General features: G+C 60.4%; 21 protein-coding genes and 1 pseudogene. 15 read left to right on the plus strand and 7 right to left on the minus strand.

The window, feature by feature from the left end; translation table 11 throughout:
• Positions 1–25 precede the first annotated feature (25 nt).
• From ASD03_RS22900 to ASD03_RS22910, 3 genes are read left to right on the plus strand one after another with little or no spacing between them, the layout of a single operon-like run.
• Entirely contained in the window at positions 26–1210 is a 1185-nt protein-coding gene (locus ASD03_RS22900) for a hypothetical protein (RefSeq protein ID WP_057216622.1), read from the plus strand.
• A gap of 16 nt (positions 1211–1226) precedes the next feature.
• A complete protein-coding gene (locus tag ASD03_RS22905; protein ID WP_057216624.1) occupies positions 1227–1886 on the plus strand; it encodes a hypothetical protein in 660 nt (219 codons plus the stop codon).
• A gap of 46 nt (positions 1887–1932) precedes the next feature.
• The gene (locus ASD03_RS22910; protein ID WP_025430508.1) at positions 1933–2169 is read left to right on the plus strand and encodes a hypothetical protein; all 237 of its coding nucleotides are present in this window, start codon (positions 1933–1935) and stop codon (positions 2167–2169) included.
• A 27-nt stretch (positions 2170–2196) separates the two neighbouring features.
• Here ASD03_RS22910 and ASD03_RS22915 read toward each other — a convergent pair whose 3' ends face one another.
• Positions 2197–2853, minus strand: a complete 657-nt coding sequence (locus tag ASD03_RS22915; RefSeq protein ID WP_025430507.1) for a TetR/AcrR family transcriptional regulator — start codon at positions 2851–2853, stop codon at positions 2197–2199.
• Positions 2854–2966: 113 nt separating this feature from the next.
• Between ASD03_RS22915 and ASD03_RS22920 the strand changes: the two genes are divergently transcribed.
• From ASD03_RS22920 to ASD03_RS38100, 4 genes and pseudogenes are all read left to right on the plus strand, one after another.
• On the plus strand, positions 2967–4166 hold the full coding sequence (locus ASD03_RS22920; protein ID WP_057216627.1) for an HlyD family secretion protein: 1200 nt from the start codon (positions 2967–2969) through the stop codon (positions 4164–4166).
• Between the two features lie 25 nt (positions 4167–4191).
• Entirely contained in the window at positions 4192–5775 is a 1584-nt protein-coding gene (locus ASD03_RS22925; RefSeq protein WP_025430505.1) for a DHA2 family efflux MFS transporter permease subunit, read from the plus strand.
• Positions 5776–5923: 148 nt separating this feature from the next.
• Positions 5924–6385 (plus strand): hypothetical protein, encoded by a 462-nt coding sequence (locus ASD03_RS22930; RefSeq protein WP_063978361.1) that lies wholly within the window; start codon positions 5924–5926, stop codon positions 6383–6385.
• A gap of 82 nt (positions 6386–6467) precedes the next feature.
• A pseudogene (locus ASD03_RS38100) lies at positions 6468–6712 on the plus strand (transposase domain-containing protein); the annotation flags it as partial.
• 532 nt (positions 6713–7244) lie between these two features.
• Here ASD03_RS38100 and ASD03_RS39260 read toward each other — a convergent pair.
• The 3 genes from ASD03_RS39260 to ASD03_RS22945 are packed head-to-tail and all read right to left on the minus strand — an operon-like array spanning position 7245 to position 9201.
• Complete coding sequence (locus ASD03_RS39260) at positions 7245–7394, minus strand: hypothetical protein (protein WP_162250535.1); 150 nt, start codon at positions 7392–7394, stop codon at positions 7245–7247.
• Between the two features lie 39 nt (positions 7395–7433).
• Positions 7434–8753, minus strand: a complete 1320-nt coding sequence (locus ASD03_RS22940) for an epoxide hydrolase (protein WP_025430502.1) — start codon at positions 8751–8753, stop codon at positions 7434–7436.
• Positions 8754–8799: 46 nt separating this feature from the next.
• Positions 8800–9201 carry a cupin domain-containing protein gene (locus tag ASD03_RS22945; protein ID WP_025430501.1) on the minus strand — a complete coding sequence of 134 codons (402 nt, stop codon included), beginning with the start codon at positions 9199–9201 and terminating at the stop codon, positions 8800–8802.
• Positions 9202–9514: 313 nt separating this feature from the next.
• Between ASD03_RS22945 and ASD03_RS22950 the strand changes: the two genes are divergently transcribed.
• Positions 9515–9940, plus strand: coding sequence for a VOC family protein (locus ASD03_RS22950; RefSeq protein ID WP_057216629.1), 426 nt, complete (start codon positions 9515–9517; stop codon positions 9938–9940).
• Between the two features lie 327 nt (positions 9941–10267).
• Here the strand turns inward: ASD03_RS22950 and ASD03_RS22955 are convergent, their stop codons facing one another.
• The 3 genes from ASD03_RS22955 to ASD03_RS22965 all read right to left on the minus strand — a co-directional run bounded on the left by ASD03_RS22955 (position 10268) and on the right by ASD03_RS22965 (position 13001).
• Positions 10268–10459 (minus strand): DUF6494 family protein, encoded by a 192-nt coding sequence (locus ASD03_RS22955; protein WP_057216632.1) that lies wholly within the window; start codon positions 10457–10459, stop codon positions 10268–10270.
• Between the two features lie 87 nt (positions 10460–10546).
• Entirely contained in the window at positions 10547–12106 is a 1560-nt protein-coding gene (locus ASD03_RS22960; protein ID WP_200957350.1) for a hypothetical protein, read from the minus strand.
• 250 nt (positions 12107–12356) lie between these two features.
• A complete protein-coding gene (locus tag ASD03_RS22965; RefSeq protein ID WP_025430497.1) occupies positions 12357–13001 on the minus strand; it encodes a TetR family transcriptional regulator C-terminal domain-containing protein in 645 nt (214 codons plus the stop codon).
• Positions 13002–13262: 261 nt separating this feature from the next.
• On the opposite strand from ASD03_RS22965, the gene ASD03_RS22970 reads away from it, so the two are divergent.
• From ASD03_RS22970 to ASD03_RS23000, 7 genes are all read left to right on the plus strand, one after another.
• Positions 13263–14090, plus strand: a complete 828-nt coding sequence (locus tag ASD03_RS22970) for a uracil-DNA glycosylase (protein WP_057216638.1) — start codon at positions 13263–13265, stop codon at positions 14088–14090.
• Between the two features lie 3 nt (positions 14091–14093).
• Entirely contained in the window at positions 14094–15719 is a 1626-nt protein-coding gene (locus tag ASD03_RS22975; protein WP_057216642.1) for a choline dehydrogenase, read from the plus strand.
• Positions 15720–15731: 12 nt separating this feature from the next.
• Positions 15732–16052: an NIPSNAP family protein gene (locus ASD03_RS22980; protein WP_057216645.1), complete on the plus strand. Its 321-nt coding sequence runs from the start codon at positions 15732–15734 to the stop codon at positions 16050–16052.
• A 108-nt stretch (positions 16053–16160) separates the two neighbouring features.
• Positions 16161–17186 (plus strand): BMP family ABC transporter substrate-binding protein, encoded by a 1026-nt coding sequence (locus ASD03_RS22985; RefSeq protein ID WP_057216648.1) that lies wholly within the window; start codon positions 16161–16163, stop codon positions 17184–17186.
• A gap of 150 nt (positions 17187–17336) precedes the next feature.
• Positions 17337–18917 (plus strand): ATP-binding cassette domain-containing protein, encoded by a 1581-nt coding sequence (locus ASD03_RS22990; protein WP_057216651.1) that lies wholly within the window; start codon positions 17337–17339, stop codon positions 18915–18917.
• Positions 18914–19951 carry an ABC transporter permease gene (locus tag ASD03_RS22995; RefSeq protein ID WP_057216654.1) on the plus strand — a complete coding sequence of 346 codons (1038 nt, stop codon included), beginning with the start codon at positions 18914–18916 and terminating at the stop codon, positions 19949–19951. The genes ASD03_RS22990 and ASD03_RS22995 overlap by 4 nt, the downstream gene beginning before the upstream one ends.
• Positions 19948–20841 (plus strand): ABC transporter permease, encoded by an 894-nt coding sequence (locus tag ASD03_RS23000; protein WP_025430490.1) that lies wholly within the window; start codon positions 19948–19950, stop codon positions 20839–20841. Before ASD03_RS22995 ends, ASD03_RS23000 begins: the two co-directional genes overlap by 4 nt.
• Positions 20842–20844: the final 3 nt, after the last annotated feature.

The raw sequence follows: 20844 nt of genomic DNA on the forward strand, positions 1-20844 counted from the left end.
TTCAATCGAGGGGGGCAATTGTGCGATGCGTCTGCTTCGGGACGATGCCCTCGACTCTGCAAACGCGCGTCTCGGCACGCGTTTCTGGATTTATCCCCAGCCGCCCTTCATTCCAGGATACGAACAGCCCGATCGTGTGTGGCTGTCGATCCCGCGCGACGAAATCGGCGAGGGCCCCAGCGACCTTTTCATGTATGTCGCTGATCCACTCTATGACAAGCGGCCCTACGGACTAGCGGGTTTGCCACCATTCGATGGGGCAAGGCGTGCGCCGGTGAGGCCAGGCCCCGATCGTCACTTCGACAACATCGATCCGACCTCCCGGCCATTTCTCGCCATCCACGCCTACGCCTGCGTACGTTTCGTTCTCGACATCTGGCAGAGTTATCTCGGGCGGCCGATCCACTGGTTCTTCAATCAAAGTTTTCCGAGGCTTGAGATTATTCCTTTTGCCGATTGGGACAATGCGCAGGCGGGCTATGGCTTTCTGGAACTCGGCTGGTCCGATGTCGACGGCATACTTCGACCCTATGCGTTGAATTTTGACACGATCGCGCACGAAGTCGGGCACCTCATAATGCTGTCGGAGACAGACGTGCCCACCGCGATATCGCCCGACGGCGACTTCTTTTCGTTCTCCGAAGCTTTTTCCGACTGTGTTTCGCTGATCTCGTTCCTCCATTTCGATTCTGCGATTGACCGGCTTCTGCGACGAACGAGAGGCAACCTGCTGCTCTACAACGAACTGAACCGCTTTGCGGAAACCAGCCCCGAGAGGCAGATCCGCCTGGCGACCAATTTCCGGCAAATGTCCGCAGTGACCCACGAAGTGCACGACCGCGCGCTGCCGTTCGTCGGCGCCATCTTCGATAGTATCGTTGCGATTTACCATCGGGACCTGGTTGCAAATGGCTGCGCCGACAGCCGGCTTCTGGATGTTGATATCCGGGAACTGGCGCGGGACGAATTCGATACGTTTCGTCAGGCGACGGCGGACGCATTCAGCATCAAGCCGCTGTATTTCAAGCTGGCACTGACCGCTGCACGCGACGCGGTGGGCGCGGCGCTTGCTACCGCATTGAGAACGCTTGATCCGAACACACTGCGCCTTGACCAAGCGGCAAACGCCGTCATTGCCGCGGCGGGTGGAGCGGCGGCCGAACTGCTGGAAGAGAATTTTGCGTGGCGTGAAATCATCGGTTCAAGATGAGCCATAGGAGGGAAAGATGAGTGGTTGTTATGTTAATCCTGTTGTTGGAAATGCAAAAGATCTAGAAGGTCTAAAAGATGTAATTGAATACGAGGCTTATCGTCCAGGAGATATTAGACTGTATGGGCGGCCGGCGAAATTTTATGATAAACAAAATAAAGATGAAAATATTAATGAAATGATATCTGAGATTGATGGTAAGATCAGAAGTATTGGAGACGACAGCATAATTGATGATATTGGAAGGTTAATTGATTATATTTTGAAGAGCTCCGGAGTTGTCGGCAATGGAGTAACAATAGCGGTATTTGATGGAAAGTCTTATAGTTTCCTTCCTGTTAGTTTGGGTGGTAAAGTGGATTATATAAAAAGCATCGGTGTGATTTATGGTTATGCGTATGAGGGGCATTGCTACAAGTTGCCAAAACCGCAGATCATGTGCCTATCTAAAAGACCGTCGAAAATCACCAAAGGCGATTGCGGCTGCGATTGTGGATTTGACTCGGCATTCGGTTACGCCGTTTGGTCGATCGATAAGCTCGATCGTGCCATATCTCTCGATGTTCGCGCCGGCGATCTCAAGACGCTGGTGCTGGACGAAAACATGCCGGGCAACCGCTCTCCGCTCGCCTATGCGCAGACGATGGCGTTGGCTCCACAACGGCAACGGGACTAATAATTGGCGACAGAGCCCCTACAAGGATGGAGATACGACTTTGTAGGTGAGCCGGATCGACGCCGCCGCAAGGCTCATTGGGTGCGACAAATTCAGCGTGATGGAATGCCTCGCGCAAAATAAGTTGCGCCCAATGGCAAGCCGTTGGTCAGGGAGCGTGATATTGGCATGGGTGCGGTTGGCATTGGCTGCTCCCACGATGGATCAACTCGATGCTGGTTCGTGCACACTGGCCGACGCCATGTTGGAGTCCTGGGACAACGATTTCGGCTCGACCGAATAGTCAGGGCGCAACGCCGGTAACATACCGTCAAGATCGAGCAGTCGCAGTGCCCCTTAGAAACAAATCCGCGCACATCCGCGCGCGCGCGGCAATCTCTTCGATGCGGGGCGCCGGTTTCTGACGCAGCATGGCGGCCCGCTGGGGTTCCATGACCATCATCCCGCGAAGCATCCCGCAAGCGGCATGCGGATCTGCAAGCGCAAGGGCGCCGCGATCGGCCTGCTTACGCAACCAATCCTCCATCAAGTTGTTGGTCTTGACGATCGCCTGCTCATAAAAGGAGGCTGCGATCTCCGGGAAGCGGTCGGACTCGCCGATGACAAGGCGCGTGATGGTGATGGTATCGTCGGAGAGCGTCAGCATGCCATAGGCCGTCAGCATCCGCTCGAGACCCTGCCGCAGGTCCGTCGTCGCAAGCGTGCCCACATCCAGCGCCAACAGGAAGCGGGCGATACGATCGGAAATCAGGTCCGAAAAGACGTCGGCCTTCGTCGGGAAAAGCCTGTAGAGCGTTTTGGTCGAGACGCCCGCCTCTTGCGCGATCGCCGCAATGCTGGCTGCTGCGTATCCGTTCTCGTGGAACTGCCTGTTTGCGGCCTCGATGATGATATTCCTGGTGTCCTCGTCGCACCGCACCTGGGGCCGGCCTCGCGATCTCTTCTCGATTTTGTGATTTTGGACCATCGTGAGTTTCCAAATTTCCGTTGACTTCGATTTTATAGCGCGTATTTTGGAAAATATCAAATTTCCAATTAACCAGAGGCCGTAGCCTTCGCGACCTGTTCCGGAGAATAACAATGCCTAGCAATAAGCTGCATGCCCTGAATAACAACGTCCCCTCCGCCGCTCATGCGGTTGCGGAAGCGGTGCCTGCAACGCTCGATGCCGGCAAGCCGCCACGCGTAGCAGAGCTGGCCGGGTCGGCCGAAGCAAGGACGGCCCGCAAACGCTCGGGCCGCTCTCTGCTCATCGGGGCAACTGCGCTCGCGTTGATTGCCGCCGCAGCCTATTTCGGCCATGACTATTGGACGGTTGGCCGCTTCCACGTGTCAACGGATGATGCCTATGTGAAGGCCGACTCCAGCACGATCGCTCCGAAGGTGTCCGGCCATATTATCGAAGTGCTTGTCAGCGACAACCAAACGGTCATCGCTGGTCAACCGCTTGCAAGAATCGACGATCGCGATTTCAGATCCGCGCTCGACCAGGCGAAGGCTGATGTCGCTGCCGCCGAGGCTACGCTTTCTGCCAAGGAAGCCGCCCTCGACATCCAGCAATCGACGATCGCCGCAGCACGCGCGACCGTCGACGTCGACAAGGCCAACGAGACCTTCGCGCAACAGAATGACAAGCGCTATTCGAATCTTGCGACCACAGGATATGGCCCGGTGCGGACCGCTGAGCAGGCAGCCTCGCAGATCGGGGTAGCCAGGGCCGCCGTCGCGCGCGACAGCGCCGTTCTCGACGCCGCGATCAAACAGGTTGATCTTTTGAACGCCGAGGTTGCCCAGGCAAAGGCCGCTCTTGCCCGTGGCCTGGCCCTTCAACGCCAGGCCGAACTCGATCTTTCCTATGCGACCATCCTCGCGCCTGTTGACGGCTCGGTGGGCAACCGCACGCTAAGGGTCGGCCAATATGTTCAGGCCGGCACGCAGCTGATGTCGATCGTGCCAATCACGGCGGTCTATGTGATCGCCAATTACAAGGAAACACAGTTGACCGACGTGCATGCCGGTCAAACTGTCGATCTCGAAGTCGATATGTTCCCCGGCCGCACCTATCATGGCCGTGTCGACAGCATCGCGCCGGCAAGTGGCCAGGAGTTCGCCCTGCTTCCGCCTGATAACGCCACGGGCAACTTCACAAAGGTCGTCCAACGGATCCCGGTCAAAATCATTCTTGACGGTAAAAGCGCCGCTACCGGCGATCTTCGCCCCGGCATGTCGGTGCAGCCGAGTATCGATACCAAAGCTGCCGCTCAGGGCAACCGGGTCTGATGGCAAAGGTGAGGAGATTGCAGCCATGTCCTCCGAAATTTCAACCACCACAGTCGGCTCGCAGCCGCGGGCCAGCACCAGGGATTGGATCGCCGTACTCGCCGGCATGATCGGCGCGTTCATGGCCATTCTCAACATCCAGATTACCAATGCCTCATTGCTCGATATCGAGGGCGGCATTGGTACCGGCATCGATAATGGCGCCTGGATCTCCACCTCCTACCTGATCGGCGAAATCGTCGTCATTCCCTTGACGGCCTATTTCAGCAGCGTCTTCTCGTTCCGCCGATACATTCTGGTAAACTCCGTTCTCTTCCCGTTGTTTTCGATTGCCTGTGCCTTTGCTCACGACCTTGGAACGATGATCCTTCTGCGCGGGTTGCAGGGCTTTGCCGGTGGCGTTCTGATCCCCATGGCGTTTACCATGGTGCTGACCAAGCTTCCGAAGACGCAGCAGCCGCTCGGCCTGGCATTCTTTGCTCTGTCGGTCACGTTTGCCCCGGCGATCGGCCCGACGATCGGCGGCTATCTGACCGAAAACTACGGTTGGCAGTCTATCTTTTTCATCAACGCCGTACCGAGCGCCCTCATGGTCGTTGCCCTTGCCCTGACGCTCGACAAGCAGCCGATGCAGCTCCACCTCCTGAAGGAAGGTGACTGGGCAGGCATCATTGCGATGACCGTCGGGCTCGCCGCTTTTCAGACCGTGCTTGAGGAAGGCAACAAGGAGGATTGGTTCTCCTCTCCATTCATCGTCAAGCTCAGCATTGTTGCCTTCGTCTTTCTTGCCGCTTTCATCTGGATTGAACTCACCGTGAAGAAACCACTGGTGAAGCTGCGTCTGCTGGCACAGCGCAATTTCGGGATCGGCGTTGCCGTCAATATGCTCGTCGGTGTCGCGCTTTTCGGTAGCGTTTATATTCTGCCGCAATATTTGGGCCAGGTTCAGCGATACAACGCCGAGCAGATCGGCAACGTCCTGGCTTGGACGGGTTTGCCGCAGTTGCTGCTCATCCCGCTCGTCCCTGTCCTGATGAAACGGTTCGACGTCCGTTACATCGGTTTCCTCGGCATCTCGATCTTTGCGATCAGCTGCTTCATGAACATTACCCTTTCGGCGGACAGTGCCGGCGATCAGTTCTGGATCCCCAACATCGTGCGTGCGATCGGACAGGCGCTGGTGCTGACGCCGATCACCGCCATCACCACGGCTGGTATTGTGCCGTCCGACGCAGCTGCGGCCTCGGGGCTGTCCAACATGTTGCGCAACCTCGGCGGCGCCATCGGCACGGCAACGCTCGGCACGATCCTGACGAAGCGTGAGCAGTTTCATTCGAACATTATCGGCCAGTCGGTGACCCTTGCCCGGGAGGAGGTCCGCGACCGTCTCTCCCAGACTGCCAGTTACTTCATGGCGCACGGCGTTTCCGACCCGGTTCTTGCCAGTCACAAGGCGATCGCGGCTCTGGGCCAAGTCGTTCGACGCCAGGCGCTCATTCTGGGTTTCAGCGACACCTTCGCTGTCATCGGGGTCGTGCTCGCAATCGCTGCGGTTGCTTTGTTGCTGACCCAAAAGCCGGGCGCTGGAGGCGGCGCCGGTGCTCATTGAGCCCCTCGCAAAAACCATCTTTCTGAAGATAGCGGTCATGTTGCCAGCGCCGAGCCCCAAGGGGCTTCGCGCTGCACAAGGGGGAAGGTACGCAACGGAGGGTTGATCGTGGTATGTTGCTCCAACGCGGAATTACACAGGGGAAATGATGCGTATTGCCACGACGATCGGGCTGTTGCTCGCCATGAGCGCGGCAAAGGCGGAGACGCTCTATTACGGCTCGCGTGCCGGCATGGAGGTGACGGTGGTGAAGAAGTCGAACATCGGGACGACTCACGCCAAAATATTCACGAAACACACGCGGGAGAATGCCACCGCCTTTTGCCGGGAGTACGTGCAGAAGGTAACGCCGAAGTGCATCGCGGACGAACTGAAGGTGGAGCTGCTGACGGAAATCTCGGCCAACTGCAAAACCGGCACGTTCATCACGCTCAATGGACAAGGCTACCAGTTCAAAGGGTCGAACCCGGACTATGATCCGACCGGGATGAGCACCGAATACCTACTGGTCGAGGCAGGCGGCGGGGAGCCGTTGGACGGCTCGAGCGCCTCCGGCTACGATGTAGCCTTGGACCAGTACAAGGCGTTGTGCCCGAACCGGGTGCAGTAATCCGGAAATCCGCCTGGCTGTGTGACAGCCAAAACCGGTGATCGCCGACATGGGCAGAATGAACGGACGATGGCGCTAGACCGCACTCTTCGCGGGGCACGACGCCGGGGCCGAAAGCTCAGCCACTATCGCCACGCTCATTGAGACCTGCAAGCTCAACGCCATCGATCCCTTGGCCTACTTGACCAGCACACTCACCGCCATCGTCAACGGGCCACAAGCAGCAACATCGGCGAACTCCTGTGGTGGAATGATCCGATCAAGGTGCGATCGGGATACCGCGTATGCTACGTCTGGCACCGCGTACTGGCATTCTTCCGCAGATAGTTGGTCAGCGCACGCTCGCGTGGCACTAAAAGCGGACCTCTAGACGTTCAACAGGGTCCTTGGTGAAATCGGAATATCGCATCCACCGAGGGACGACCTTAAACAAGACGGCACCATTCTCGACAAACTCTCTCTCAACTGGAACGCTTTCAAGATGCGCTTTCTGGTATTCCTGCATTTCGGAGGCGGAAACCTTCATGGCGTCGCCCTCATATTGAACCGTGATATTCTTGTCCCAGCCGACGACAAGTGCGACGCTTGCTCTATCTGACAGGTTCTCGAACTTGCGGGTCTGTTCGAGAACACGATTTCGAGGTTGTCACGCACCGAAAAGTCAATGGCCGCAGCTTCAGGCTTGCCGTCTGCATGAGATGTTGCGATCACCGCCAGGGTGTGCGCAAGAACTCCAAGATCATTTTCTTAGCTTGAGCGTTGTCCATGGCTGAAGTCCCCCGAGTAACGTAGAGGGTATCGAGAGGATGCGAATTCGAGGCATCCTCACATCTGAAGCCTGACATAGCGCCGGAGGGAGTCAAGGTGCGACATGGTCTCCCTCCTCAGCCTGGACAATCTCGATGGCCGTTTCCAAATCCTTCAGCGCGAGATCGAACTGACCGGGATCGGTCTTCGCGGATTTGCGCTCAAAGGCCGCCTGCGTGAAGGTGGCAGCGGAGTTCGCCAAATTCACCGGCTCGTGCGCTTCTTCGAAATCGATGCGTTACTAGAGCCGGCGCAATGGCCGGAATGCGGCGCGCAACTCGGCGCTGAAAAGCTCCGGTTCTTCCCAGGCTGCGAAGTGTCCACCCTTGTCCACTCGGTTGTAGTAGATCAGGTTATGGTACGCTCGTGCCACCCAGTCCTTCGGCGGCCTGTAAACCTCTCCCGGGAATATCGTCACGGCCGCCGGGATCGCAATAGGAGCCAACTTGCTGTTGCCGGCGCTGCTTTCCCAGTAAATCCGGCCGCTCGAGGTCGCGGTGTTCGTCAGCCAATAAAGCGTGATGTTGTCAAGGATCTCGTCGCGGCCCAACGCGCGTTCCGGTTCACCGCGTGTGAACACCCAGTCGGCGAGCTTGTCATAGAACCATGCTGCCAGTCCAACCGGCGAGTCGGCAAGGCCATACCCGACGGTTTGTGGACGCGTTCCCATGATTGCCGCATAGCCGAAGCCCTTGCTGAGGAACTCCCTGGCCTGGTCAAAAACTGCCCGTTCCTCGGCGGTCAAATTCGCCGGTGCAGGATCACCACTTCTCAACGCCCGTGCAACTTCCGGCGGGATGGTGGTCGAGCGCTCAATCCTGTTCACATGAATGCCGAGCAGACCCGCAGGAGCCTGGCGGCCCATCGCATCGGAAATGATGGCGCCCCAATCGCCGCCCTGTGACACGTAGTTTCCATATCCAAGGCGCTTCATCAGGATGTCCCAGGCGCGAGCGACGCGATCCGGGTTCCAGCCGGTACCTTTGGGCTTTTCCGAAAAGCCGAACCCTGGAATGGACGGAAGCACGACATGGAAGGCATCTTCCGCCGTCCCTCCATGCGCCGTCGGATCGGTCAGCGGGCCAATGACTTGCAACAATTCGAAAACGGAACCGGGCCAGCCGTGGGTCATGATGAGCGGCAATGCGTTCGCATGACGCGAGCGCACATGAATGAAGTGAATGTCGAGGCCGTCGATGTCAGTCAGAAACTGCGGCAAGGCATTAAGCTTCGCCTCTGCCTTGCGCCAATTGTAGTCCGTCTCCCAGTAGCGCACCAGCGCCTGAAGCTTCGCCAGTTGTACACCCTGGGAGCGGTCATCGACCGTTTCCGGGTCTGGCCAGCGTGTCGCGGCAAGGCGCTGTCTGAGATCGACGAGCTCTGCCGCCGGGACATCAACGCGGAAGGGGCGAACTTCGCCGGCCTCCAAAGGCGTCGTGGTGTTCGCTTGGGCGACGACGCTAGCAGGGCGAGACACCGCAAGGGCTGCCGCCACCGCTCCGTTTAAGAGCAGAGCCCGGCGCGACAGCGCAAAAGCGTTGGCGGTTTTCTCAGCGGTCATTTTCACACTTCCTTCTCTCTGCTTTCGAGGATCCATGTCGAAACGCTCACTTGACCGGGACGACAAGCGGGGTTCCTTTCTCGACGATGTAGGTCGCGAGCTCCGATGCCTTGCCGCTGCCGACATTCTTCGCGAGATGAGCCACCCCGGCCGGAATGAACAGGGCCTCTCCGGCATGAAGGGTAACCGGCGCTCTATCCTCGAGCTGGTATTCCAGCGAGCCTTCGAGGACATAGGCCACCTCTTCGCCCGGATGAGAGTGCTTGATGGAGATTGCGCCGGGCCCGAAGTCGACGCGTGCCTGAACGGTTTCGTGCGCGGGTATGCTGAGATCGTGCTGCACAAGGTCGGTGCGCTGAATTCCCGGTTGCTGTGCGTTGGCCGTGGGCAGCGCCAATCCACTTCCAACGATCAGCAGCGCACCCGCCATGACATGAGACATTTTCATCTGGTCTTCCTTTCCGCATTGTTCGAGCCTTCGTCATTGAGGCCAGCGGCACCATTTGAGAGCGTTCGTGTATTGACGATGTGTCCGCCCGACGGGCCGTTTGTAACGGCATGTATCGCCGCTCACGTCCCGGGTCCGTATCGCTCCAAAGGGCAGTTGTATGAGGATGTATCCGCCCGGCAGTTTGACACAGTTCGAAACACACCGGCTGCATTTGTGAAAAATGCGATACACAAGAAACGCGCAGATCTCCTCTGCGAGCTGAGAGTGGTGTCACCACCCTGGCCGCGCGCAACATAAGAGGAAGATCGTAATGAACGATATCACAGCTCAGCCCGACAAGCCCCGCGGGCTGCCGGGTCACTCGACCGTAGGCACCAATGACCTGGATGCTGCAGCGGCTTTCTATGACAAGCTGCTCGGCGTATTCGGTATCGGCCGCGTTCTGGTGCAGCCCGGAAGGGCTGTCTATTACGGGCACCAGGCGCTCGAATTCGGCGTGATCAGCCCCTTCAACGGCGCACCGGCAAACGTCGGCAATGGCGGGATGGTCGCCTTCGAAGCTCGGTCCCGTGCTCAGGTTCACGAGGTCCATGCGGTTGCTTTGGCGGCTGGCGGCTTTGACGAAGGCGCTCCCGGACCGAGAGGGGAAAACTCCGACGGCCCGTACTGCGCATATTTTCGCGACCCTGAGGGCAACAAGTTCCTAGTGTACAGGAAGGGGCCTGACGAGGCTTGATCGTCGGGCATCACCGTTGACCGGCCACCGGATTTTCAGCGCGATGATCCAGTGGCCGCGGCCCGACACTTGAACCCAAACAGTGTCACGCCCGGCGTATCCGACGCCCGGCATCCGTTCAGGCGCCGCTCAATTGGGAGGCATCTTTTTGTTGCAAGGTCGGACATATCAACAAGACGGCCGGCCTGACCAGAAAAGGTCGCGCACACTCGCGCCCCCCCCCGCACACGCAAGGCCACTGCTATGCGGATGGGCAATGAGTGGAGACCATGATCCGAAATTGCATTAATGGGGTGCGACGTCGCACGGTAGAGAGCTTGATGCGTTTTACGGAAGCTCGATCTCGCCATTTACCACGTGGTTGAGGTCTGTGCCTTCCGCCGTCAGCGTCATGCGAACCTTCAGCGTCTTTTCGCCGATCTGCCCTTCGCGCACCGTCTCCTCGATCTTGCGCTGCGAGGTGATGCCGACTTCCTTCAAGAACTTGCGGATCGATATGTTGAAGGCGTCTTCGCTCATTGCGGAACTCCTCTGTGTCCGGAAGGGATTGTAAGGGAAGGTGAACGGTCAAGGAAGCAGGATCGTGAGGCGCGCGGTGTGGACGACTCAGGCCAGTTCCAGGATGCCGCTATCGGCCGACAGATCGTCGAGCGCAATGACGGCGATGCATCCGTCGAACGTTCCGACAGCCAGCAAGGCGTCTGAAGCATCCATCGCATAGATGACCGTCGCAACCCCGTTGACGGCGGCACGCGCCTTCGCCACGACTGTGCCGGCTGCCGCGTCGAGCACGAGGATCGTGCCGTCGAGCAGCGCCGCAACAACCAGTCCGATTGGTCTAACATGAACCACGGCGCTGGCGGCGGCAGCGGTGGCGTGACGCCAGATCTCACGGCCCGGTCGCTCGATCGCCTTTCGGTAGATGAAGCCATGATGGCCGTGACGCGGATCTGGGTGATAGTGCCGGCCGGCCACGACGATACCACGACCGGCGTCGTCCTCGACGTAGCAGCCGATGCATTCCATGGCATGACTGGCGTGGCTGCCGTCGGCAGGCAGGAGCGGCCACAAGTCCTCGACGGTGCCGTCCGGTCGGACGCGGCAGAGACGTTTCTTCTTGTGTGAGGTCGGTGGCGTGCCTTGCAGCAAGTAGAGATCTGGCGCGCCATCGATGCCGATATGATGATTGAAACAGTCATAGTGGCCGAGGTCGGCAAACCGGGCCTGTCCGGTGCCGATATCGATCAGGACATCGGCTTGACCAACGCCCGCCGGATGCCTGTCGCGCCGCCCCAGAACCCGACCGTCGCGGGAGGAGACAAAGGAATAGACGCCCTCGAACGTACCAAATTCCGCAAGCCGCCCATCACGGAGCACCTGCAGTCGCGAGCGCGGTGCTTCGCCAAGCGCTGAGGCAGGCGGTCCGATCTGAACAATCGGCGGCGACGATCGCAGGATGCGCGCGCCATACCCCTCACCGGAGAAGCAGACGACGCTGCCGTTCTCCAGGTCATGAATTTCGAGCAGGCAGTGGTCATGGACGGCGGCGAGCCGGCCGCTGTCCAGCCAAGCGACGTCCCAGATTGCGCCTCGCTGCACCAGTCGATCGGTGCCGAACCAATCGGCCAGCTGCCGTTCCATCGCCGATTGCCGATCTTGATCGGACATCTGCCTGTCGATCATCTGACGCGCGATCCATGTCCCCGGATCGATCTCGACAGCGATACTGCCGATTGCCCCCTCGTAAGCAACGTTCACCGGGTAGAGCCGGTCGAACGGATCTTCCTCACTTTCTTCGCTGCCCCACTCCTCGTCCCAGGGCCTGACCAGCAGATCGAGCCGATCGCCAGCGACATTGAAGCTGCAGCGCTCAATCTCGGGCAGACTCCCGGCCAGCGGCCAAGACCGATCAGATGACCAGTTCCAAGCGACCAGCTCGCGTTCAAAAAACCAGCCGCCATCGTAGCTGCCTGCCGCAATCGCGATGACCGGTTCGTGCGGATGAAAGCTGATGTCGTTGATGGGGAGCCGCAGCATATCGAAGGCCGCAAAGGGCCGCCGCTCGCCGCGATGGTAGAGGGCCAGCCGATGGCGCAACCTTTGCCCGGTATAGGCGGCACGCCCTGGCGGATTTGTAAGCAGCGGAAACAAGCTCGCGACGGCCAAGATATGGCTATCCGGGCTAACGAACACACCCGTTATTTTGCCGTTTCCGGGGAGCGTTGGAGAAAAAACAATCAAGCAATCGGCCCTCGTCGCTTTCAAAGCCTTGCCGGATAATTTGATATCTACGCCGCATGATCAACCGGCAAGAAGCTCGCAAACTACTAATGTCCGTAGCGTGACATGGCGGGTGTCGACGGTTTGAATTCTTTCGAGAGCAATCAAGTTTGAGGCCCGCTCATGTTATATTCATTCATGAACGTTGCGCCGGGTCCGGAAGAATGCCCTTGAGGATCGTCTCGGTAATCGTCGTCGCTGCCGTGTCATAATCCTCTGCCTTCAAACGCGCCTTCTTCAGTCCGTCGGCTGCGATGGGCTCGAAATCCGCGTAGAATTGGGTTGATGCCCAAAGCATGATGAACAGGTGGCGCGGATCGACCGGAAGCATCTTTCCTGCCGCAATCCATCCCTCGACGACTGCCACGTGCGCATCCGTGACCTGGCGCATGTGGTCGCGATCCTTCTTCTTCAGAAACCGGGCGCCCTGGATGATCTCGCTGGCAAAGAGCCGGGATTCCGCAGTGTTCTTACGCGTGTAATCGAGCTTGGCCTTGATGTAGAGGCGGAAGGCGTCAGCTGGCTCGCGCTCGGGCGAGATGTATTTCAGCGCGTCGTCCCAGCTGGCGATTAGGTGTGTAACGATGGCCTTGTAGATCTCCTCCTTGGAGGAGAAGTAGTAATAGACGTTGGCCTTGGGCAGGCCCGAGGCCTCGGCGATCTCGGCGATGCGTGTGCCGTCGAAGCCCTTACGCGCGAATATCTCGATCCCGGCCTTGATGATGAGGCGCATATTGCGTGCGCGGATACGCTCCTCCGGATCTCGTGCTGCCCTTGCCATGCGATCTCGCCTCCATCTCGCCGCCGCTCCTTACCAGACAATCATGCGTGGCGGCGAGACCGTTTCCGCAATTTCCGAGTTTTCCGGCAAAATGCAAGCGCATCGCCCTTTGCAAAAAAAAGTTGACGATCTGGTCAAAAAAACCTGACGACATAGTCATTTTTTGCGTTCATGAAAGTTGACACTTTGGTCAGCTTTTGTCTAGTCTCTCGTTCAGCAGGTTGGAGGGGCGGTGTGATGTCGGGACGACTGAGGGAGGCGATGGCGGAAACGCTGGCCGGCTGGGAGGCCGATCTGCCTGATGTCTGGCAGGATGCGCTCGGACCCATCGGCGATGATTTCGATCGGGTCGATGCCGGTCTCGATTTCGAATCCTGGGAGCCGATTTTTCCCGCGCGTCGCGGCAAGACCTTTCCCGGGCAGCCGAAGGGTGCGCATGCTCTTGCGGCCTTCGATGGGATCGCTCCCGACGGCGTGCGCTGCATGATCCTCGGTCAGGATCCCTATCCGGAGCCAGGTTTCGCAACGGGCCGAGCCTTCGAGGCCGGCAATCTTGCCGCGTGGGTCGAGCTGGACAAGATGTTCTCGAAGAGCATCCGCGCCTATATGCAGCTCATCGCGGCCGCGCGGCTCGGTGACGAGAGCCTTAGCGAAGACTTCGGTCGCTGGCCCGATGTGCGGCGCCTGTTGTGCGACCCTGCCGGCGCGTTCGAGGCGCCAGACGCAATCGCCGACCGCTGGGTGGGCGAGGGCGTGCTGCTGCTCAACGCATCCCTGACGCTTTCCCGCTTTCGCGTCGATATCGATCCGCATCAGTCGCGCGGACATCTTCCGTTCTGGCGGCCCTTGATGCTGCGTGTGGTCGAAATGCTTCTGGCGCGGGGCGAGCCGATCGTCTTTCTCGGTTTCGGTGCGGCTGCGGCCGATATCTTCGCCCAAACCGGCATTCGCGAGGGCCGCACCGGCAATGTCGCCTGCATCGAGCGAGAGCATCCCGCTTTCGCCGACAAGGTGCTTGGCCGGGAGAATCCCTTCCTTCTCTGCAATCTCTATCTGGAGGCGATGGGCGGCCGTCCCATCGCATGGTGAACCATGGCGTCTACCCCGGAATATGACTTTATCATCGTTGGCGCGGGTTCGGCCGGTTGCGTTCTTGCGAACCGCCTGTCGAAGAACCCGGCCAACCACGTGCTTTTGATCGAGGCTGGTGGCAAGGACCGCAATCCGCTTTTTCGTTTACCGATGCTGATGGGCAAGCTCTTCCATTCGGGCATCTACAACTGGCACTATCACACGGAACCGGAGCCCTATCTCAACGGCCGCTCCCTCTATTGGCCGCGCGGCAAGGTTCTCGGCGGGACCTCGACCATCAACGGCATGATCTACGTGCGCGGCAATCGCCACGACTATGATCGCTGGGCGCAGCTCGGTTCACCCGGCTGGTCCTATGAAGACGTGCTGCCGGCTTTCCGGCGCTCTGAGACGCACATCGAGCGCGATGACGCGTTTCACAGCACGGACGGCGAACTCACCGTCTGCCGTGCCCGTGGCCACAATCCGCTGATGGACGTGTTCTGCGAGGCGGGCCTGCAGGCCGGCTATCCAGAGAATGACGACTTCAACGGCGCCACCCAGGAAGGGTTCGGCCGCTACGATTTCACCATTCGCAAGGGCAAGCGCTGGTCCACATCCTGGGCATTTCTGCGCCCGGCGCTCGGACGAAAGAACCTTACCGTGCTGACGGGCGCCGAAACGACGCGTGTCCTCATCGAGGGTGGCCGAGCATGCGGCGTCGGATATTTGAAGGATGGCAGGCCGGGCATCGCGCGTGCCGGGCGCGAAGTCATCCTGTCGGCAGGCGTGGTCAATTCGCCCAAGGCGCTGCTGCTTTCCGGCATCGGGCCGGCAGACGAACTGAGTGCGCTCGGCATCAAGCCGACGCTCGATCTTCCCGGTGTCGGCAAGAACCTCCAGGACCACGTCGACTGCGTCATGAGCTGGGAATGCCGCGAGCCGGTGACGCTGTTCGGCGACCTGCGCGCCGACAAGCTCATTCCCGCCGTCGCACAAGGAATGCTGTTTGGCGAGGGCGTTACGACGACGTTTCCCTACGAGGCGGGTGCCTTCATTCGCTCGAACGAGGGCCTCGTCTCGCCCGATATCCAGCTGCATTTCATGCCAGCGCTGGAAAAGACCGCCAACCTGCATTTCCCCAATCCCTTCGCCAAGAAGCGGGCGGTGGAGGCCGATCACGGCTTCACAATCCGCGTCGGACCCGTCAATCCGGCGAGCCGCGGCGAAATTACGCTGCGGTCGGCGAACCCGACCGACAAGCCGAAGATTCAGGCGAACTACCTCCAGTCCGATTTTGACATCCGCACGATGATTGACGGCATCCGGCTGACGCGCGACATCGTCGGCCAGAAGGCATTCGACCGCTTTCGCGGCAAGGAACTGGCGCCCGGGCCGGAAGCGCTCGACGATGCCGGGCTGACCCGCTGGCTGCGCGCAACGGCCATGACGACGTTCCATCCTGTTGGCACCGCCAAGATGGGCAACGATCCGATGGCGGTGGTGGATGCGCAGCTCAAGGTGCACGGCATCGGGGGTCTGCGTGTCGCCGACGCCTCGATCATGCCGATCATCTCGAGCGGCAACACCAACGCGCCCGCCATCATGATCGGCGAGAAATGCGCCGAATTGATCCTGAACAGCTAAGGGAGTGATCCGATGATCCTCGAACACCGCACCTATACGTTCAAACCAGGCACGGTCGACAAGTGGATGAAGAAATACGAGGCCGACGGCCTCCCGGTGCAGAAACGCCATCTCAACACGTTCGTCGGCCTCTACGTTTCGGAACTCGGTACGCTTCACACCACCGTTCTGATGTGGGCCTACGACAGCCTTGCGGATCGCGAGGCGCGCCGGTCGGCCATGTACGCCGATCCGGATTGGCAAAAATTCATCTCCGAGGTCTGGGCGCTCGATGCGATCCAGAAGCAGGAGGTGATGATCATGAACCCTGCATCCTATTCGCCGCCGCTTTGAGACGACCAGGCACTCGTCGGCATTGTCCGCGCGTGTCGGAATGCGCATGACACAAGACAATCAACAAAAGAGGGAACAATCATGACTGACAAGGCTTCACAACACATAATGCACCGTCGCACATTCCTGCAGGCGAGCGCGGGCGCCGCAGCGCTCGGTCTTGCCGCCAGCATCGTGCCCGAATTTGCCATGGCGTCCGGCGGGCTGGTCGCACTGGTCCACACGCAGGCCGCCGGCGACAACGGCCCGGTCGATCAGATGATCGCCAAGCTCAAGCAGCTGTCGGAAGAGAAGGGTTTTGAATACCGCGCCGTCTACGCGCAGGACCCCGCGACCTACGAGACCATCTACCGCACGCTCGGCGACGCAGGTGCTGCGATCATCATCTCCACCTTCAACGAAGTGGCCGAGCCCTTCAAGGCGCTGGCGCCGTCCTATCCCGGTACCAAATGGATCCAGCTGTTCGCCGACCCCTTCGAGCCGGCGATCCCGAACGTAGTCACGGTGTCTTACGACTACTATCTCGGCTGCTATCTCTCTGGCGTCTTTGCGGCCAAGATGACAACGACGGGCAAGACAGGCTTCATCGGAGGTGTTTCGATCCCGCCGCTCAACGCCGATTTCAACGCGTTCAAAGCCGGCGTCCACTCGATCAAGCCGGACGCCAGCGTCATCGCCGCTTTTGCCGGCTCGTTCCAGGATCCTGCAAAGGGCCAGGAAATCGCTACCCAGATGTACAATGACGGCATCGACTACATTCAGACGGACGCGGCGGCCACCGACGGCGGCATTATCGCCGCAGCCAACGAAAAGGAAGGCCGCATGGTGAGCTGCCTTGCTCCGGGACAGTACGCACTCGGTCCGAAGTCGCTTATCTCCATCGTCGGCCTCGATTTCGGCGTCTCGCTCTACAACGAGGCAACGAAGGCCGTCGGTCCTGAATGGAAGGGCGGCACGCACGAGCATACGGGCCTTGGCACCGGCGTCATCGACTTCATTCCCTCGCCGGTCTTCGCGGAACAGGGGTCGGCTGAGCTGAATGCCAGGGCGAAGGAAGCGCTTGTCGAGGTCGAAAAGGCGCGTGCCGGTATTCTTGATGGCTCCATCAAGGTTCCATTCAACACCACACTCTGAGCCTCCGGCGCCGGCCGCAGGGTCGGCACCGGAGCCTTGACGAAAAACCGGCATCGGCCTTTGCCTTCGGGGAGGGCCGCCGGACGCTCGCGGATCGTCTTCCTTCCTGTTGACGGTCCGTGAGCCTTCGCTCTCGATGGGAACCTTTTGATGTCCAACCTTCCGAAGCCTGCGCTGGAGTGCCGGGATGTCACCGTGAAATTCGGAGACGTGACTGCACTGTCGGACGTTGCCGTTTCGTTTGTTCCCGGCCAGATCCACGCGGTCGTGGGCCAGAACGGCGCCGGCAAGACAACTTTCGCCCGCGTCGCTGCGGGACTTGTTCAGCCGACCGCCGGCGCGGTCGACGTGATGGGCCAGGAAATCCGCACCGGCCAGGTCAGCCAGAGCCGGGCTGCGGGCGTTGAGCTGGTTCATCAGAGCTTTGCCCTGCCGCCGTCCTTTACCGTTGCCGAGACCATGGAGTTCGGCGCCACTGGCAAAGGCGGAATCTACAGCCGCAAGGGGCTCGAGGAAAAATGGCGGACGCATCTCGCCGACCTCGATGTCCAAGTTGATCTGAACAGGCGGATCCGCGATCTGCCGATCGAGACCCAGCAGGGCATCGAGATCGCAAGGGCGCTTGTCATGGATGCGCGCGTGCTCATTCTCGATGAGCCGACCGCCGTGCTCTCACCTTCCGGCATAGACATGCTGTTTGCTCGCGTCCGTCGTCTCAAGGAGCGCGGCGTTACCGTCATCCTCATCCTGCACAAGATCCGTGAGGTGCTCGGCGTCGCCGACACGGTAACGGTGTTGCGCGGCGGCCGAAAGGTCGAGGGACCGCTTCCGATCGCCGAGGTTTCGGCCGAGAGGCTCGCCAACCTGATCGTCGGTGATGCGATTGCCAAGACGCTCGACCGGCATGAGCGTGACGCGCTGGTCGGGTCGAAATCGCCCGCAGGCGAGGGCGCAGGTCATCCGGAGAACGCTAGAGGTCCGAGCGTGCTGTCCATGAAGACCGTCTCGACACGGCCGGACAGTGAGGGCATCGCGCTCGATGGCATCGATCTGGACATTCGCCCAGGCGAAATCGTCGGCATAGCCGGCGTGGAGGGTAACGGACAGAAGACACTGGTGCGAGCGATTTCCGCCCTTGCCGATCTTGCCGGCGGATCGATCGTGCTTGCAGGCCATGACGTGACCGGCAAACCGCTCGCCGCCCGTCGCGCGATTGGTCTTAGGATCATTCCCTTCGAGCGCAACGTCGAAGGCCTCAGCCTCACGAGTTCGCTCTGGCAGAACTGGAGCGCAAGGGAGTTGCTGCAGGGAAGCCTGCTCAAGGTGATCCGCCCCTCTGCGGTGCGCGAAGCCTGCGACCGGTCGCTTAGGGAATGGAGTGTCCACTACCACAATTCAGCGCAGAAGGCGGGGTCCTTGTCGGGTGGCAATGCCCAGAAGGTGATCCTTGCGCGCGAGGTCGATCGCGATGCCAGGCTGATCATCGCGGCTCAGCCGACGCGTGGTCTCGACATCGGTGCCACCGCCTTCGTGTGGCAGGCGCTCCGGCAGGCGCGCGATCGCGGTGCCGCCATCCTTTTGATTTCATCTGATCTCGACGAGCTGTTCGACATCTCCGACCGTGTGGTGGTGATGCTGTCGGGGCGTGTGAACGGCGAATTCCGCGCGCCCTTCGACATCGCGTCGGTGGGCGCAGCCATGACCGATGCGGCTGCGAGGGTAAGCGCATGAAAGACAGTTCCATCACGGTTGCCCGCAGCCTGATCTTCGTGGCCTTCGCGCTCATCCTGTGCTCTCTGGTGTTCCAGTTTGCCGGCTACAACGCGGGGCCCATGCTCTGGGCGGTAGTCGATGGCGCCTTCCTGCGCAGCGGTGCGATCGAACAGAGCCTCAGATGGGCGCTGCCACTGTTCGTCACGGCCGTAGGCGTCGGGATTTCCTTCCGGGCGGGTTTCTTCAACATCGGCGCCCAGGGCCAGTTCTATGTCGGGGCGATCTGCGCCGCGTTCGCCGCCGAGGCGTTCAAGGGCGGGCCGGCTTTCCTCGTTATCCCGACGCTCATCATCGCCGGCATGCTGGGCGGCGCCCTCTGGGCGCTCTGGCCGGGGCTCCTGAGATTACGGTCTGGTACTGACGAGGTGATCACCACGCTGATGGGCAACTTCATGGCCGGCCTGCTTCTGGTCTATGTCACTTCGGGACCACTCAAGGATCCTTCGGGGTCCGGTCAGCAGGCATCAAGTCGCCCGCTCGACGCGGCCTACCGCATCTCGGACTCGCTCGGCCTGTCCCCAACCATCATCGCCATCGCGGCAGGCGTCGGCATTTTGATGTGGCTCCTGGTCAACCGCACGGCCTTCGGGGTTCTTGCGAGCCTCGCCGGCCGCAACGGCACGATGGTGGAGTGGCAGGGCGCGCGGCTGTGGAAACTGGGTCTTTCGAGCTTCATCATCTCGGGCGCACTGGCGGGTCTCGCCGGAACCATCGAGTTCATGGGGCCGAACGGCCGCATCGCATCCGGGTTCCTGCCTGCCCACGGCTTCACGGCGATCCTGATCGCGCTTGTCGCCAATCTCTCCGTGGTCGGCACTGCGGCGGCGGCGGTGTTCTTCGGCGGCCTTGCCTCGGCGGCGCTTTATCTGCCGATCATGGCCGGGCTGCCGGCCGCCGCGATCGACATCATCAATGCGGCGATCGCGCTGTTCATCACGGCAAGGTCGAAGTTCGTCGACAAGGTGCTGCGTCTCGGAGGGCGCCCATCATGAACGAGATCATCATCGCCATCCTGCGTTCCGGTACGCCGCTGATCTATGTCACCCTCGCCGGCGTCATTGCGCAGCGGGCAGGGGTGTGGAACCTCGGTCTCGAGGGCCTGATGATCATCGGTGCCTGCGCCACGATCGTCGGCATCATCCTGACCAATTCCATCCTCGCTGCCATGCTCATCGCCATCCTCATCTGCGTGCTCGCCTCCGTCCTCCTCTGGTTCGTCATCGACAGGCTCAAGGCCAATCCGATCATCGCCGGCCTCGGCCTGACGGGCCTTGGCGTCGGTGGCACGGCGCTCGCCGTTCAGTCGATCTTCGGAAGCCAGGCGAGCGTGACCGCACCGTTCGGCATTCCGAAGCTCGGGCCCACCTTCGGAGCCTATGGCGTGCTGTCGATCGCGGTCGCCGCCATGCCGTTCGTGGTCTTCGGCATGTGGGTGCTGCTGCGTCGCACGCGCTTCGGTCTCCGGCTCGCCGCCTGTGGCGAGCATCCCTTCGCTGCCCGCAGCGTCGGGGCCAACCCCTCGCGCATGCGCCTCGTGGCGTTGGCGATTGGCGGGGCGCTATGCGCGATCGGTGGGGCCGAACTTGCCGCCGGCAGCCTGCAATTCTTCGCCCAGGGCATGACGGCGGGTCGCGGATTTATGGCGTTCGCCGCGGTCATCTTCGGCGCTTCCCATCCGGTGGGGGCCACCTTCGCTGCGCTCTTCTTCGCCGTCGTCGGCGCGCTCGGAATCCGGGCGCAGCTCATGTTCGGCGACAAGATCCCGCACGACCTCTTGCAGGCGTTGCCCTATCTCGCGACCGTCTTCGGCGTCTGGCTCTCCGGCAAGCTGCGGGGCGGTGCGAAGGCCGCCAGTTCCTTCGCCGAGCTTAGGGATCAATAGGGA

Origin of the sequence: Ensifer sp. Root127 (genome assembly GCF_001425225.1) — a bacterium.
Lineage (GTDB): Bacteria > Pseudomonadota > Alphaproteobacteria > Rhizobiales > Rhizobiaceae > Ensifer > Ensifer canadensis.

Excerpts from the sequence above, each read along its gene's own strand:
- ASD03_RS22940 (WP_025430502.1), bottom strand. The coding sequence starts at position 8,753 with ATGACCGCTGAGAAAACCGCCAACGCTTTTGCGCTGTCGCGCCGGGCT.
- ASD03_RS22915 (WP_025430507.1), bottom strand. The coding sequence starts at position 2,853 with ATGGTCCAAAATCACAAAATCGAGAAGAGATCGCGAGGCCGGCCCCAG.
- ASD03_RS22950 (WP_057216629.1), top strand. The coding sequence starts at position 9,515 with ATGAACGATATCACAGCTCAGCCCGACAAGCCCCGCGGGCTGCCGGGT.
- ASD03_RS22985 (WP_057216648.1), top strand. The coding sequence starts at position 16,161 with ATGCACCGTCGCACATTCCTGCAGGCGAGCGCGGGCGCCGCAGCGCTC.
- ASD03_RS22925 (WP_025430505.1), top strand. The coding sequence starts at position 4,192 with ATGTCCTCCGAAATTTCAACCACCACAGTCGGCTCGCAGCCGCGGGCC.
- ASD03_RS22920 (WP_057216627.1), top strand. The coding sequence starts at position 2,967 with ATGCCTAGCAATAAGCTGCATGCCCTGAATAACAACGTCCCCTCCGCC.
- ASD03_RS22945 (WP_025430501.1), bottom strand. The coding sequence starts at position 9,201 with ATGAAAATGTCTCATGTCATGGCGGGTGCGCTGCTGATCGTTGGAAGT.
- ASD03_RS22975 (WP_057216642.1), top strand. The coding sequence starts at position 14,094 with ATGGCGTCTACCCCGGAATATGACTTTATCATCGTTGGCGCGGGTTCG.
- ASD03_RS22965 (WP_025430497.1), bottom strand. The coding sequence starts at position 13,001 with ATGGCAAGGGCAGCACGAGATCCGGAGGAGCGTATCCGCGCACGCAAT.
- ASD03_RS22980 (WP_057216645.1), top strand. The coding sequence starts at position 15,732 with ATGATCCTCGAACACCGCACCTATACGTTCAAACCAGGCACGGTCGAC.
- ASD03_RS22900 (WP_057216622.1), top strand. The coding sequence starts at position 26 with ATGCGTCTGCTTCGGGACGATGCCCTCGACTCTGCAAACGCGCGTCTC.
- ASD03_RS22970 (WP_057216638.1), top strand. The coding sequence starts at position 13,263 with ATGGCGGAAACGCTGGCCGGCTGGGAGGCCGATCTGCCTGATGTCTGG.
- ASD03_RS22990 (WP_057216651.1), top strand. The coding sequence starts at position 17,337 with ATGTCCAACCTTCCGAAGCCTGCGCTGGAGTGCCGGGATGTCACCGTG.
- ASD03_RS22955 (WP_057216632.1), bottom strand. The coding sequence starts at position 10,459 with ATGAGCGAAGACGCCTTCAACATATCGATCCGCAAGTTCTTGAAGGAA.
- ASD03_RS22930 (WP_063978361.1), top strand. The coding sequence starts at position 5,924 with ATGCGTATTGCCACGACGATCGGGCTGTTGCTCGCCATGAGCGCGGCA.
- ASD03_RS23000 (WP_025430490.1), top strand. The coding sequence starts at position 19,948 with ATGAACGAGATCATCATCGCCATCCTGCGTTCCGGTACGCCGCTGATC.
- ASD03_RS22905 (WP_057216624.1), top strand. The coding sequence starts at position 1,227 with ATGAGTGGTTGTTATGTTAATCCTGTTGTTGGAAATGCAAAAGATCTA.
- ASD03_RS22995 (WP_057216654.1), top strand. The coding sequence starts at position 18,914 with ATGAAAGACAGTTCCATCACGGTTGCCCGCAGCCTGATCTTCGTGGCC.